Here is a 14065-nt window from a genome sequence, read left to right on the forward strand (position 1 = left end):
AGCGCCGCCCCGGAGCAACCTCAAGCGCGGGCAAAGCCGGTGCATGAAATGCGGAACGCTGTTCCGCCCCGGAAACGCCCGCGCCGACACCATTGCATCGGCGGGCAGGATCGCGAAACGCCCGGCCTACCCTCGCAGCCTGTCGCGGTGCCGCGCCAGCCACAGCGCCGTGACAATCAAGGGCATGTCACGATAGCGATGGGTGTCGACCCCCTCCATCAGCGCGTCGAAACTCAAAACCGCGCTGCGGATATCCTCACCCTCGGAATCCAGCCCTCCGATCTCAGCGACTCGCGTCAGATCGGCAATCCCGACATAAAGATGCACATACTCGCCCGAAGCGCCGGTGCTGGAATAGGCCTCGCCCGCCTTTTCCAACCGGGCGAGCGTCAGCCCTGCCTCTTCCTCGGCCTCGCGCAGCGCAGTGCTGTCGGGCGTTTCGCCCGGATCGACCAGCCCCGCCACCGGTTCCCAGACCCAAGGCGCGCGATCACCGCTCAGATAGACCGGCGCGCGGAACTGCTCGACCAGCAACACCACATCGCGCACCGGATCATAGGGCAGCACGACCGCGGCCTCGCCGACCATCAGCGCGCTGCGGTTCAGCACCGGGCTCATCTCGCCGTCATAGCGGCGGAACTGCAGGTCGGCCTCTTCAATCCCGTGGAAATTCATATGGGTGAACGCATGGGTCCTGAGGACGACATCGCGGTCGACATCGCGATCAGGGTCCGCCGGACGCGCTTGCGCGGCCACCCAAGACGCCGCCCGCCGCCGGATCGAGGGGAACCGCGCGGCGATCTCTTCGGCGCTCAGACGTCCGTGATAGGCCATCACCTCCTGCGCTGCCCGGCAGGAAATCGCGCCCCAGCGCGCCGCCCAGTCCTCCAACACCCAAGGCGCGCCAATCTCCCACAGGCCGGGATCGGGAAAGAACACCTCGCCCGCGCCATACTCCCCATTTTGGAGCGAAACCTGTACAACTTCTCGCCGATAGCCAAAGCCGCCCTCGTAAAACGACAGCCGCCCGATATCTTGCTCGGTGAGCCCGCTCACCAGCAGCCCCGGCGCGGCGGCCCCATCAGCCGGGACAATCATCGGAAAAATCTCGCCCTTGGCCCAATGCACGGCATGGCCCGGCAACTCCGCCGCGCGGGCGTTCAGCCGGTCAGGGCGACACCCCAGCACGATCCCCAACAGCGGCAGATGCCGCAATGTGCCATAGAAGAACAGATCAGCCAAATCTAGAATCACCTTATATGTCAGATATTTATCGCCACGTCTTACTGGCGTATCCGGTCACGAATCCCGACAGGATTGCACCGACCACCAACGTCACGATGATCCCGGGCGCAAGCAGAACCTGCGCATATTCGGCTGACAACTCGATGATCCCGTAGAGGGCGTCCAAAGGACCATGATAGCGATGGTTCATCGCTTGGCGAAACATCTCGTACCCACCCTGTACGACAAGCCCCCAAAAAACCAGAACAGCGACCCCCGCGATCCCGTTGTTCATCGCCCCGGGAAAGCTGCTCTTGCGGTTTCGCCCCATCACCACCCAGCCACAGACCACACCCAATCCGATGTTCAAAGGCACGAAAATGCCGAAATTCGTGCTCTCAGGCATGCGTGCCATGATCTGATAGGACACCGTGAACGCCAGTAGCGCAAGGCAGCAAGCGGCGACGAGTCGGGCGGCAGTGGGCATCGGCGGGCTCTCCTAAGCAGGGTGTGCGGGGTGTGGCAGGGTGTCGGGAGCACCGCCTTGGCACGCCCGGCAGATCAACAAATCGCGCACAACATCATGAACAGTCTTTATCATACTGTTAAGTCTTTACTTTTCCGAAGATCGGATTTCACAAAAGGAGAAAGGACAGGGGCGGGACAACCTCCGAAACCTGCTTCGACCACGCTGCGGCGCGCAAGGGCCTGTTCTTTGCGTTTCAGATGGAAGTTCATGTATCTTCACTTCTTATCAGTCACTTGAACGTCACTTCTCCGGCGTCACGTTACTTCTCCACAGGACGGCGCATTTCGGTGTCAACCTTTACCCTATGATCCGCGTCGGGATCCCTGCAGGTTGCGCACCAGTTGAATCAAAAGGTTAGGCCGGGTTTCGCCTATGGGCAAGTCATGTCTTGCCGTCGTGGGCCCCCGCGACGCTTCGGTTCTGATAGGCTTCCAGCGCGAGGCGTCGCCCTTCCTGCGCGCTGACGATGGGGGCAGGATACGGATCACCGGGTGCAAGGCCCCAGCACAGCGGGATCGCCCGAAAGTAATCGAGCGCTGTATCAGGCGGGCTTACCTGCCCCTCGGCGATCCAGGCGCGGCGATAGCTGCCATCTCGGTCGAATTTCGCAAGCTGGCTTTCGGGATTGAACACCCGGAAATAGGGCGTCGCATCGGGGCCACTTCCGGCGCTCCACTGCCAGCCCATGGCATTGCTCGCCGGATCCCAATCGGTCAGATGCTCGGCAAACCAATCCATGCCGATGCGCCAATGGGTCATCAGATGTTTGGTCAGATAGCTGGCCACGATCATCCGGCCGCGATTGTGCATCCGGCCGGTCACATACATCTCGCGCATCGCAGCATCGACAAAGGGCATCCCGGTCCGCCCGCGCGTCCAGGCTATCACGCGCGGATCGCTCCTGTCAGTGTTCCAGGGAAAGTCGTCCCACTCGGACCGCCAGTTCCCGGTCAGGATTTGCGGGCTGTGATACATCAGGTGATAGGCGAATTCGCGCCAGACCAATTCCTTGAAAAAGGTCTCGGCCCCCGCACCGCCCCTCTCACGGGCGGCAAAGGCCGCGTGCCAGCAGCGCTGCGGCGCGATCTCGCCCAGCGCCAGATACTCCGACAGGCCCGAAGTGCCCTCGACCCCCGGGATATCGCGCCGCTGCTCATAGCGGGCGATCCCCTCGTCTATGAACCGCGCCAACCGATCCTGCGCCGCCGCCTCGCCAGGCGCGCTATGGGCGGCCAAAACCGCCGCGCCCCGCCGCATCGCCGTGCCCAGCGCCCAGTCCTGCAACCGATCGCTCACCGGCCATGCTTCAGGTGCACAAATGCGTCCGGGCGCGGGGAGTGGCGGCGCCACATCGCGGCCGCGCACCGTTTTCCACATCGGGGTAAAGACGCGATAAGGCCCGCCGGTCCCGGTTTGCACTGTCCATGGCTCGAACAACAAGGACCCGGGAAAAGAGCGCGCGTCGATCCCCTGCGCCTTGAGCGCGCTCTTGATTGCACCGTCCCGCTCCCGCGAGATCGGATCATAGGCCCGGGTCCAATGCACCGCGCCGGCACCACTCTCGGCGATCAGCGCCTGTAGAACCTCCTGCGCGGGCCCCCGCCGCAGGATCAACCGGCTGCCCCGATCCGCAAGCGTGCGGGCAAAGACCTCCAGCCCCTGCCCCAGCCGCCATTGCGCCGCCGCGCCCAGCGCCGCGACCTGATCATCCAGAATGAACACGGGGATCACCGGGCGGCCACCGGCGCAGGCCGCTGTCAGCGCCGGGTGATCCGTCAGACGCAGATCGCGCCGCAGCCACAAGATCACAGGTCTGTCGTCACTGCGCATCATGTCCTATCCCCCGTTCCGACCAGTCACAGGGGGGTATATAGGCCGCCGCAAGCGCCCGTCACAAAACCTTGTCGAGTGCGCCGAGCAACTGGTCGATCTCGGCGCGGCTGGTGTAGTGGGTGAAGCTCAGCCGCAGCACCCCCTGCCCGACATCCACCCCCAGCGCGCCCAGCGCCCGAACCGCATAGAAATCACCGCCACCGGCCATGACGCCGTGTTGTGCCAGCGCCGCCGCCACCGGTTCCGCCGCGCCGTTCAGCGCCAGCGCCACGGTGGGCGCGCGCCCATTGGCCTCCGATGGGCCGATCAGGCGCAGATCGTTGCGATCCTTGACCGCGTCCAGCAGTGGCTGCAACAGCGCCGCCTCGTGCCGCCGGATCAAGCCGTTGACAAAACCCGCCCGCGCGGTCGCCCCCGTGGCCGGGCCGCCATGATGCTCGCACAGCGCGTCATAGTAATCCGCCATCCCGGCGCTGGCGGCGATCTGGGCATGATCCGGCCCCGCCGGGGTAAAGCGCTTATACAGCGTGTCGGCGTTGAAATAATGCGCCTGGTTCGGCAACAGTTCGCCCAGTGGGCGACGGATCACCATCATCCCCTGATGCGGGCCAAAGGTCTTGTAGGCCGAGAACAGATAGATATCCGGCCCCAACGCCCCCACATCGGGAAACCCATGCGGCGCATAGGACACCCCATCGACACAGACAAAGGCACCGGCGGCATGGGCCATCGCGGTGATCTCGGTCACCGGGTTGATCTCTCCCACCACGTTGGAGCAATGCGGGAAACAGACTAGGCGCACGTTCTCGTCCAGCAGCGCCTCCAGATCCTCGGGGTTCAGGTGTCCGGTCACCGGGTCGATCTGCCATTCGCGCACCTCGATCCCCTCATCGGCCAGCCGCCGCCAAGGGCCAGAGTTGGCCTCGTGGTCCTGATTGGTCACCACGATCGCCTCGCCCGGCTTCATCCATTGCCGGAACGCCTGCGCCAGAACATAGGTGTTCTGCGTGGTCGAGGGGCCAAAGCTCAGCTCATCACTGTCCACCCCGAGGATCGCGGCCATGCGCGCGCGGGCTTCGTCCATCTCGGCCCCGGCCAGCTGGCTCGCCTCATAGGGGGCATAGGGCTGCACCTTGCGCTGGGTGTAATAGCGGGTCAGCCGGTCGATCACCGGCTTGCAGGTATAGGACCCACCGGCATTTTCGAAAAACGCCTGACCTTGCAGCGCAGGTTCGCGAAAGGCGGGGAACTGTGCCCGCACGAAATCAATATCCAGCTCCATCGAGCCCTCCGTCCGTTTTGGCGCAAGTGCTGCCGCCGATTGTCTGCACTCGTTTGTTTGCATTCGATTACCCGCACTCAAATGCATAAGGCCCCGGGGCGCAACCACCCCGGGGCCGGATTTTTTGTCGCGCCGGGCGACACTTGGTCTGTATGTGCCCCGTGCTCAGCGATGCTCGGACTGCAGCCCGCGCCAGATCGCCCAGCACATCGCCAGCAGCACGACGGTGAACGGCAACCCGGTCGAGATCACCATCGCCTGAAGGCTGCCTAGACCACCACCTATCAACAACACGATTGCCACGGCGCCCTCGAACACACACCAAAACACCCGCTGCGGCACCGGCGCATCAACCTTGCCGCCTGCGGTGATGGTGTCGATCACCAGCGAGCCGGAATCCGACGAGGTGACAAAGAACACGATCACCAGAACGATTGCGATCACCGAGGTGATCTTGGCCAGAGGCAGCCCCTCCAGCATCGCGAACAGCGACAGCGGCGGGTTATAGCTGTCGATCACCTGCGCCTTGACCGCGCTGGTTTCAGGGCTGCTCAGCACCTGATCAATCGCAACCCCACCGAACACCGCCATCCACAGCACGCAAACAAGGCTGGGAATGATCAGCACACAGATGATGAATTCGCGCACGGTGCGGCCCCGGCTGACACGCGCGATGAACATGCCGACAAAGGGTGACCAGGAAATCCACCAGGCCCAGTAAAACGTGGTCCAGCCATGAACATAGCCGGTATCGCTGCGCCCGATCGGGTTCGACAGCGGGATCAGCTCCTTGGCATAGGCGCCCAGCCCGGACAGGAAATCCGTCAGGATCAACAGCGTCGGCCCGGCGATCAGCACAAAGACCAGCAACAGCGCCGCCAGCCCCATGTTGATTTCGGACAGAACCTTGACCCCGCCATCCAGCCCGCGCAGCACCGAGATCAGCGCAATCGCGGTGATGACCGTGATCAGGACCACCTGCGTCGAGATCCCCATCGGGATGCCGAACACGTGGGTCAGCCCGGCATTGGCCTGCTGCGCCCCGAACCCGAGCGAGGTGGCCAGCCCGAACAGCGTGGCGAACACCGCCAGCGTGTCGATGACATGGCCCCACCAGCCCCAGACGCGTTCGCCCAGGATCGGGTAAAAGGCCGAGCGGATGGTCAGCGGCAGCCCCTTGTTGAAGCTGAACAGCGCCAGCGCCAGTGCCACCACCGCATAGATCGCCCAAGGGTGCAGCCCCCAGTGATAGATCGTGGCGGCCAGTCCCATGGTCTTGGCCGCGGCGACATTGGCGGCGATGAGGCTGCCATCCTCGGCAAAGGGCGACGGCACCCCAAGAGGTTCCGAGATCGCCGTGTGATAGACCGGCTCAAGCACGCCAAAGAACATCAGCCCGATGCCCATGCCGGCGGCGAACAGCATCGCGAACCAGCCGACATAGGTGTAATCCGGCGTCGCCTCGGCTCCGCCCAGCCGCACCCGGCCCCAAGGGCTGACAATCAGGAACAGGCAGAACAGCACAAAGATGTTCGCCGCGCCCAGAAAGAACCAGTCGAAGGTGCTGGTCAGCCAAGGCCGGAGCCAGCCAAAGATCGCGCTCGCCTGCTCTGGCAGCGCCAGCGCATAGAATACGAAGGCGACGATCGACAGCCCCGAGATCAGAAAGACAGGGTTGTGAATATCCATCCCGAACGGGCCGATCTGGGTTTCGATATTGTCCTGTCCGATCTCGTAATCGGTGTCGATAACCCCCGCGTGCCCCTCTGGCTCGGGGATGCCTTGGTTCGTCGTCTCGTCAGTCATGGGGAACCTCCCGTAGTCAATAAACGTCTCTCATGCGGCTCAGCCGCGCACCACCATGACCGAAACCTTGGCATGGGCCGCCAGTTTGCCGCCATTCGACGGCCAGAGATAATCGGTCAGCTTCGGAATGTGGCTGGCCATCACCACCAGATCGGCCCCGGTCTCATCAATCGCCTTGAACAGCGTATCGTCCAGATCAATGGAAGGATCATGGCTGGCCATGGCATGCGCGCTGGCGACGATACCGTGCGCCTCGGCCTGTTCGGCGGCAAACGCCTGCAGCCGCGCGGCATATTCCGCCGGATTGTGCCCCAAGGCCCCCGGCGTTTTCGCTGTCACCCCGACATAGACCAGATCGGCCCCATAGTGACAGGCCAGATCTGCGGCGCAGTCCAGCGCACGGCGCAAACCGTCCAGATGGGCCAGATCGACCGGCGTCATGATTTTGGAAAACACGAATTTGCCCCTTCTTGTCGTTCTTGTTGTTTCGCGCGTGCCAAACGGAGCAGAGCAGAACAATAGCAACAGGCTCGAACCGACCACGCGGAAAAGGTTTCGTCGACGCACCTGACAGAATGTCGCAGGCCCATCGCCTCACCGTACCCCTAGACAAAGGCAAAATGCAAAGACGCCGCGACCCTTCGGCCACGGCGTCTGTCATTGCCACAGGGATGTGGGTCAGGCGTTCACATCGACCACGACCCGGCCCTTGACCTTGCCCTTGAGGATATCGGCCCCCAACGCGGGCAGATCGGACAGCGTGGCAGGCTGCACCATCGCCTCCAATTTCGCCATCGGCAGATCGCGCGCGACCCGCTCCCAGGCGCGCAGGCGGTTGTCATAGGGCTGCATTACGGAATCGATCCCCAACAGGTTCACGCCCCGCAGGATAAAGGGGGTGATCAACGCCCCCTCGATCGCGGCGCCCCCCGCCAGCCCGATCGCGGCGACGGAGCCGCCGTATTTCATCTGTTTGAGCACCCGGCCCAGCATCGCGCCCGCCACCGCATCAACACAGCTAGCCCATAGCTCGCTCTCCAGCGGCTTGCGGGTCACCTCGGTCAGGTCTTCGCGCGGTACGATCTGACTGGCACCCAGCCCGCGCAGGTAGGCTTCGGTCTCGGGCCGCCCCGTCACCGCGGCGACCTCGTAGCCCAGATGCGCGAGGATAGCGACGGCAACCGAGCCCACGCCGCCCGCCGCGCCGGTCACCAGCACCGGCCCCTGATCCGGTGTCAGCCCGTGCTCCTGCAGCGCCATCACTGCCAGCATCGCGGTCAACCCGGCGGTGCCAACAGCCATCGCTGCGCGGGTGTCCAGCCCGGCAGGCAGTGGCACTAACCAATCGGCCAGCACCCGCGCCTTTTGCGCGTAGCCGCCCCAATGCGCCTCGCCCACGCGCCAGCCAGTCAGAACCACCTTGTCGCCCGGCTTGTAACGGGCGTCCTGCGATGCCTCGACGGTACCGGCAAAATCGATCCCCGGCACATGCGGGTATTTGCGCACCAACCCGGCCCCCGGCCCGATACACAGCCCGTCCTTGTAATTGACGGTGGAATAGTCGACCGCGACCAGAACCTCGCCATCGGGCAGATCCCCGACCGAGATCCGCTCCACCGCGGCGCTGGTCTTGCCGCTTTCTTCATCCTTGTTCACGACAAGCGCATTAAACATCGTTTCTTCCTCTCATCCACCCTATCGCCAGATGTCCTGTTCTGGCCTCGATTCTCCTTGGGGGAGCACCACCGACGTGCGGGGCAAAACCCCTCCCTTGCGCATGCTCCCCCTCATGCCCCGGCACCGCCCAGTTGCACTGGACATGCGCAGTTTCGCCGGTACATTTCTTCGCAGCGCTTCAATTGTCAAACATTTATTTGTATGACAATTGAAGCACCGGACGACCCCGCGCGAAAAGGACGCCTGCCCCGTGACGCATGATCCCGTGAAATACGACATTGATCCCGACCGCGACCTCTCGTCCCAGATCGCGGCCGCGATCCGCGACGCGATCATCACCGGCGATCTGATCGTGGATGACCGGCTGCCTTCGGAATCAGATCTGGCCGAGCGATTCCGCGTCTCGCGCCCCACGGTGCGCGAGGCGTTGAAGCGGTTGGCGGCGCAAAGCCTGATCCGCACCCAGCGCGGCGCCACCGGCGGCGCCTTCGTCAATCGGCTGAGCTATGAGGAGGCCCATCGCCAACAGATCACCACCTCGACCCTGCTGCTCAGCATGAATGCGATCCGTTTCGACACCGCCTGCGAGGCGCGCTATGCGCTGGAACGCGCCTGTACGCCGCTGTCTGCTGCCCGTCGCAGCGCCGAGCATCTGGCCGCCATGCGGGCCGAGATCTTTCGCCAGAGCCAGCCGGACTTGAACGATACGGGGTTCTGCGCCTCTGACGTGGCGTTTCACCGGGCGCTGGTCGATGGGGCTGGCAACCCGGTGCTGTCCTACCAGCTTGCCGGCGCGGTCGAGGCAATGCAGCCGCTGATGAACATGATCACCTTTACCGCCCGCTCGCGAGAGGAAATCGTCAGCCTGCACCGGCGCATCGCCGATGCGATCGAAGCTCGCGACAGCGCCGCCGCCGAGGCCGCATTGACCGATCTGGAGGCCTATACACAGGGCCTTGCGCGCAACGTCATGGCCGAACGGGCCCAAAAGCACGGCTGAGCTGGCCCTGAACCTGCCGCCTGCCCCGTCTGCCAACCTAGCCCCCCCCGATTTACCGCGCTGTGCGATTTCCTCTTCAAATCGGATCGCACCCGCCCTATATTCAATTTGTCCCCTTGGGGACTACGGACATAAACGCGCTCGTAATAATCGGATCGGACCCGGGGGCGGTACCCGGCGGCTCCACCAAAAATCCTTCATTTGGGGATCATGGGGCCGAAATAGGATCGACGAACGCCTAAAGGGGTTAGCTTTGTCTCGGCTGTCTGCCACCGTTATCGGCGAAGAAAGTACAATTGCAAATGACAATCGTGCTCCGGTTGCGGTTGCTGCGTAAGCAGTAACTTGACCGAAAATTAAGCCCTTGCGCCTAGCAGCGTAAGGCGGGGTTCGCAGGCACCTGGCAACAGAAGCCTGCACTTTACTCCCCCCAAATGTTACTTCCCCCAAACAAAACCGCCCGTGTTTAGAGTTTGGTGAGAAACCCGCGTCATGCTCCCCGTGATGGGAGTATTTCAATGACGAAAACCGAACTATTGACCAAGACCGAGCTATTCGAACGATGGTGTGATGAAGTCTGGCGCAAGGGCAATCTGGACGCGATCGACGACTTCCTGAAAACCTCGACCCTGACCGCCGGCGTCGTTCCGCATATGCAGATGGGCCCGGCTGATTTTCGCGAGTTGGTGACCGTCGTGCGTTTTCATGTTGGCCCGATCGAGCCGACGATCCAGCACTGCGTGGAACAGGGCGACTGGCTGGCCGTGATGATGCAATTCGACAGCACACGCGCCGACAATGGCGCCCCGATTCAGGTGCCGGGCCAGGTGTTCCTGCGATTCGAGGGCGACAAGATGGTCGAGGCCTATAACCTGCTGGATTTCATGTCTTTCTTTGAACAACTTGGCCTGCTTCCGCCGGATGCGCTGACCATTTGCCTGACCGGACACAAGCTCGACTGGTCGTGAACCGAATCCACGACGACACGCGTCCCGGCAACAGGGACACCCGATCAGAGGCGCGGTTGACCCTGCGGGGCCCGCCCCGGACACGCGGCCCGCTGTCGCGCTGACCGCAAGGTGACGGCATGGCGCGAAACGCGGCGTCGGCCTTCCCCGTCTCGTCCTGACCGGGGTTGGAACGCCATGGCGGGCTCTGTGACGTCGCGCATGGTGTTTCCCCCTCTTTTGTTTCCCACAGAATCCCCTATGCTGGGGCATCTTGTCTTGGAGTGCTGTGATGTCGCGTGACATTGAATATGGAAATCTGATGCACCAAGCGATGCGGGGGCTGATCCGCACCGTTTTGAAGGACGTGCAGGACCACGGCCTGCCCGGTGCGCATCATTTCTTCATCACCTTCGATACCACCCATCCCGACGTGCAGATCGCGGAGTGGTTGTCGCAGCGCTATCCCGAGGAAATGACGGTGGTGATGCAGCACTGGTACGACAATCTCGACGTCACCGACGAGGGATTCTCGATCACGCTGAATTTCGGCGACTCGCCCGAACCGATCTATGTCCCCTATGACGCGATCAAGACCTTTGTTGATCCCTCTGTCGAATTCGGCCTGCGCTTTGAAGCCGCCGAAGACGAGGATGACGACGACGAGTCCAGCGCCGAAACACCCGAAGATCCCACCCCGCAGCCGGATGAGGATCGCTCCGCCGCCGATGTGGTCTCGCTCGACAGTTTCCGCAAATAGACCGGTTTTCCACGCGCGGGCCCTGTGCGCCCCGCTCGCGTGATCGCCTGATCGGCGAGCCTCCAAGCGGCGGCTGATGAGGGCTGGCAGACAGGGCTGAGTCTGGCCCCCAGTCCCCGCAGGCTTTACCGCCGCTCCAGAAAGGTCTCGACCGAGCGCAGCGTTTCGCCATTGCGCAGGTCGCTGAACTTCAAAATCAACCCGCCATCGGCCAGCGTCCGGTCGAATTGCTGCATCTCGTAGTCGCCGTTCTCATCCACGAACAGCGAGAAGATCGTCAACGTATCCCCCCGGATCCGGCCCCAGACAAAGGGTTCGCCCTTGATCGGGTCAAGCGGCACCGAATGTCCAAACACGTTCTGCCGCATGCCGGCGCTATAGATCCCCGCGCGATCGGTCTGCAGGAAGGTGATGGAGTAGGATTTCGCCTTGAACCGCCCGTCAGGCTTGCGCGTGGTCGATGTCCAGTCGACGGTAAACCCCTTCTTGGCGGAGCGAATGCTTACGTTCATGTCGCGCTGAATCCGCTCGCCATCCGCGCCGACGATCTCGGCCGCGCCGACATAATCCCCGATGAATGGCTCTACCAACCCGTTGGCGCGCGCCGGTGACACCGCCACGAACAGCGAAAAAAAGATCGCGACAACAGGGGCAACGATCAGAGCGAAGCGCTGCCACCCTGCGAGAGATACCGTTTTGACGACCATATCTGCGGATCCTTTCACTCTGACATTGCTGGCGGCGTCCGGTTCGGGCTGCCGCGTCAATCTCATCTTACTCTGCGCTCATCCTACAACGTGGGAAGGACAAGACAATCGCCCAGTCGGGGCCGCGCGCCAAATTGCCACCGCGCCGCGGCTATACCTTCGCGAAAGAAGACCTTAAACTGCGCACAACTGGCCGATTGCGCCCCCGCGCCGGGGCGGCTAGACGGCATGCAATCGCATACGAAACGGAGTGTCCTATGACCGAAACCCGCACCGAGACCGACAGCTTTGGTCCCCTCGAAGTTCCCGCCGACAAATACTGGGGCGCGCAGACCCAGCGGTCACTGATGAATTTCCCGATCGGTTGGGAAAAGCAGCCGGTCGCCATTGTGCGCGCGCTTGGCGTCATCAAACAAGCCTGTGCCATCGCCAACAAGGCCAGCGGCAGCCTTGACGCAAGGCTGGCCGACGCCATCATCGAGGCCGCAAGCGAAGTGATCGCGGGCAAGTTCGACGACAACTTTCCCCTTGTTGTGTGGCAAACCGGCTCGGGCACGCAATCCAACATGAACGCCAACGAGGTAATCGCCAACCGGGCGACCGAGATCTTGGGCGGCGTCATCGGCTCCAAGGATCCGGTGCACCCGAACGATCACTGCAACATGGGGCAAAGCTCCAACGATACCTTCCCCACCGCCATGCATATCGCCACCGCGATGTCGGTGCGCGACGTGCTGCTGCCGGGTCTGGAAAAGCTCGCCGTCGGGCTCGAGACCAAGGCCGAAGAGTTCAAGGACATCATCAAGATCGGCCGTACCCATACCCAGGATGCCACGCCGCTGACGCTGGGACAGGAATTCTCCGGCTATGCCCATCAGATCCGTCAGGGAATCGCACGGGTCAACGCCTGCCTGCCCGGCATCTATGAGCTGGCGCAGGGCGGCACCGCCGTGGGCACCGGGCTGAATACCAAGACAGGCTGGGGCGAAACGGTCGCCGCCAACATGGCCGAAATCACCGGCCTGCCCTTTGTCACCGCCCCGAACAAGTTCGAGGCGCTGGCCGCTCATGACGCCATGGTGTTCCTGTCCGGCGCGCTCGCGACCGTGGCCGGGTCCTGCTACAAGATCGCCAACGATATCCGCTTCCTCGGTTCTGGTCCGCGCTCGGGTCTGGGTGAGTTGATCCTGCCGGAGAATGAACCCGGCTCGTCGATCATGCCGGGCAAGGTCAACCCTACCCAAGCCGAAGCCCTGACGCAGGTCGCGGCCCATGTGATGGGCAATGATACGGCGATCAAATTCGCAGGCTCGCAAGGGCATTTCGAGTTGAACGTCTATAACCCGATGATGGCCTACAACCTGCTGCAGTCGATCCAACTGCTGGGCGATGCCACCGACAGCTTTACCCTGCGGATGCTGAATGGCATTCAGGCCAACGAGGCGCGGATCGAAAAGCTGATGACGGAAAGCCTGATGCTGGTCACGGCGCTGGCCCCCACCATCGGCTATGACAACGCCACCAAGGTCGCCAAAACCGCGCATAAGAACGGCACCACCCTGAAGGAAGAGGCGATCGCCCTTGGCTTCGTCGATGCCGAAACCTTTGAAAAAGTCGTGCGGCCAGAACAGATGATCGGCCCCAAGGACTGATGGAAAAGCCGGTCAATCTGAACCGGTTTCGAAAACAAAAGGCGCGGGCCGAGAAAAAGGCCCGCGCCGATGAAAACGTTGTCAAATTCGGTCGCAGCAAAGCCCAGAGCGATCTGGAGCGCGCCCGCGCCGAAAAGGCCCGCCGCGACATCGACGGCCATGAGCGCGAGGAATGAACCGCCCGCGCAAACATTCCCTGACCCTGCGCGGACACCGCACCAGCGTGTCGCTGGAGGATGAATTCTGGGCTGCCTTTCTTGAGATCGCCACAGAAGAAGGTCGCGCAATCAATGCGTTGGCGGCAGATATTGATGCAGCACGCGGCACCGATTGCGGGTTGGCCTCGGCGATCCGGCTTTATGTGCTGCGCCGGTTAAGGGCGCGTTAAGCAAGCCCCGCCATGCTGCGGACATGACCCAACTTTCGCCCCACCTCACGCCAGAGAAATGGCTGTTCCAACTGTTCAGCTCCAAGGCTGCCTGCGCAGGCGGCGTAATCCGCCGCCAGACCCGTGATGTCGAACGATTGGTCGGCAGGACGCAGTTCGAGGCGGAACTCGCCCGGCGCGGCTTTCACGCGGTTGAGAACGCTGGACAGATCGTGATCTTCTGCAATCAACAGCCGGTTCGGGTTATTCGCTAAATACAA

General features: G+C 62.7%; 16 protein-coding genes and 1 other RNA gene. 7 read left to right on the top strand and 10 right to left on the bottom strand.

All coding sequences use genetic code 11. From position 1 onward, the window contains the following. Positions 1-126 precede the first annotated feature (126 nt). The 8 genes from E1B25_RS18035 to acuI form a co-directional block, all read right to left on the bottom strand. Positions 127-1242, bottom strand: coding sequence for an NUDIX domain-containing protein (locus E1B25_RS18035; RefSeq protein ID WP_132830993.1), 1116 nt, complete (start codon positions 1240-1242; stop codon positions 127-129). Between the two features lie 28 nt (positions 1243-1270). Continuing rightward, complete coding sequence (locus E1B25_RS18040; RefSeq protein WP_132830994.1) at positions 1271-1711, bottom strand: TrgA family protein; 441 nt, start codon at positions 1709-1711, stop codon at positions 1271-1273. Positions 1712-1821: 110 nt separating this feature from the next. Next, a complete protein-coding gene (locus E1B25_RS22215; RefSeq protein ID WP_165937669.1) occupies positions 1822-1962 on the bottom strand; it encodes a hypothetical protein in 141 nt (46 codons plus the stop codon). 172 nt (positions 1963-2134) lie between these two features. Next, positions 2135-3586: a cryptochrome/photolyase family protein gene (locus tag E1B25_RS18045; RefSeq protein WP_132830995.1), complete on the bottom strand. Its 1452-nt coding sequence runs from the start codon at positions 3584-3586 to the stop codon at positions 2135-2137. A gap of 58 nt (positions 3587-3644) precedes the next feature. Then, positions 3645-4868, bottom strand: a complete 1224-nt coding sequence (locus tag E1B25_RS18050) for an aminotransferase class V-fold PLP-dependent enzyme (protein ID WP_132830996.1) — start codon at positions 4866-4868, stop codon at positions 3645-3647. A 165-nt stretch (positions 4869-5033) separates the two neighbouring features. Beyond that, positions 5034-6674 carry a BCCT family transporter gene (locus E1B25_RS18055; RefSeq protein WP_132830997.1) on the bottom strand — a complete coding sequence of 547 codons (1641 nt, stop codon included), beginning with the start codon at positions 6672-6674 and terminating at the stop codon, positions 5034-5036. A 39-nt stretch (positions 6675-6713) separates the two neighbouring features. Beyond that, a complete protein-coding gene (locus E1B25_RS18060) occupies positions 6714-7130 on the bottom strand; it encodes a universal stress protein (RefSeq protein ID WP_132830998.1) in 417 nt (138 codons plus the stop codon). 222 nt (positions 7131-7352) lie between these two features. Beyond that, a complete protein-coding gene (gene acuI / locus E1B25_RS18065; protein WP_132830999.1) occupies positions 7353-8348 on the bottom strand; it encodes an acryloyl-CoA reductase in 996 nt (331 codons plus the stop codon). Between the two features lie 253 nt (positions 8349-8601). Between acuI and E1B25_RS18070 the strand changes: the two genes are divergently transcribed. The 4 genes from E1B25_RS18070 to E1B25_RS18085 all read left to right on the top strand — a co-directional run bounded on the left by E1B25_RS18070 (position 8602) and on the right by E1B25_RS18085 (position 11058). Next, entirely contained in the window at positions 8602-9351 is a 750-nt protein-coding gene (locus E1B25_RS18070; RefSeq protein ID WP_245510761.1) for a FadR/GntR family transcriptional regulator, read from the top strand. A gap of 71 nt (positions 9352-9422) precedes the next feature. Beyond that, positions 9423-9772: a transfer-messenger RNA gene (gene ssrA / locus E1B25_RS18075) on the top strand. A 97-nt stretch (positions 9773-9869) separates the two neighbouring features. Beyond that, positions 9870-10319 (top strand): ester cyclase, encoded by a 450-nt coding sequence (locus E1B25_RS18080; RefSeq protein ID WP_132831000.1) that lies wholly within the window; start codon positions 9870-9872, stop codon positions 10317-10319. A gap of 271 nt (positions 10320-10590) precedes the next feature. After that, on the top strand, positions 10591-11058 hold the full coding sequence (locus tag E1B25_RS18085) for an SspB family protein (protein WP_132831001.1): 468 nt from the start codon (positions 10591-10593) through the stop codon (positions 11056-11058). Positions 11059-11183: 125 nt separating this feature from the next. On the opposite strand, the gene E1B25_RS18090 is transcribed toward E1B25_RS18085, so the two are convergent. Further along, positions 11184-11765 carry a hypothetical protein gene (locus E1B25_RS18090; protein WP_245510762.1) on the bottom strand — a complete coding sequence of 194 codons (582 nt, stop codon included), beginning with the start codon at positions 11763-11765 and terminating at the stop codon, positions 11184-11186. 257 nt (positions 11766-12022) lie between these two features. Between E1B25_RS18090 and fumC the strand changes: the two genes are divergently transcribed. Genes fumC through E1B25_RS18105 form a run of 3 tightly spaced genes read left to right on the top strand, consistent with a single transcriptional unit; the run spans position 12023 to position 13805 of the window. Beyond that, on the top strand, positions 12023-13417 hold the full coding sequence (gene fumC / locus E1B25_RS18095; protein ID WP_132831002.1) for a class II fumarate hydratase: 1395 nt from the start codon (positions 12023-12025) through the stop codon (positions 13415-13417). Next, positions 13417-13593 (top strand): DUF4169 family protein, encoded by a 177-nt coding sequence (locus E1B25_RS18100; protein ID WP_132831003.1) that lies wholly within the window; start codon positions 13417-13419, stop codon positions 13591-13593. Before fumC ends, E1B25_RS18100 begins: the two co-directional genes overlap by 1 nt. Then, a complete protein-coding gene (locus tag E1B25_RS18105) occupies positions 13590-13805 on the top strand; it encodes a ribbon-helix-helix domain-containing protein (RefSeq protein ID WP_132831004.1) in 216 nt (71 codons plus the stop codon). The genes E1B25_RS18100 and E1B25_RS18105 overlap by 4 nt, the downstream gene beginning before the upstream one ends. Here E1B25_RS18105 and E1B25_RS22810 read toward each other — a convergent pair. Beyond that, positions 13802-14065, bottom strand: a complete 264-nt coding sequence (locus E1B25_RS22810; RefSeq protein WP_206338582.1) for a hypothetical protein — start codon at positions 14063-14065, stop codon at positions 13802-13804. The two genes, E1B25_RS18105 and E1B25_RS22810, sit on opposite strands and share 4 nt — an antisense overlap.

The organism is Antarcticimicrobium sediminis, assembly GCF_004348975.1.
GTDB classification, from domain to species: domain Bacteria; phylum Pseudomonadota; class Alphaproteobacteria; order Rhodobacterales; family Rhodobacteraceae; genus Antarcticimicrobium; species Antarcticimicrobium sediminis.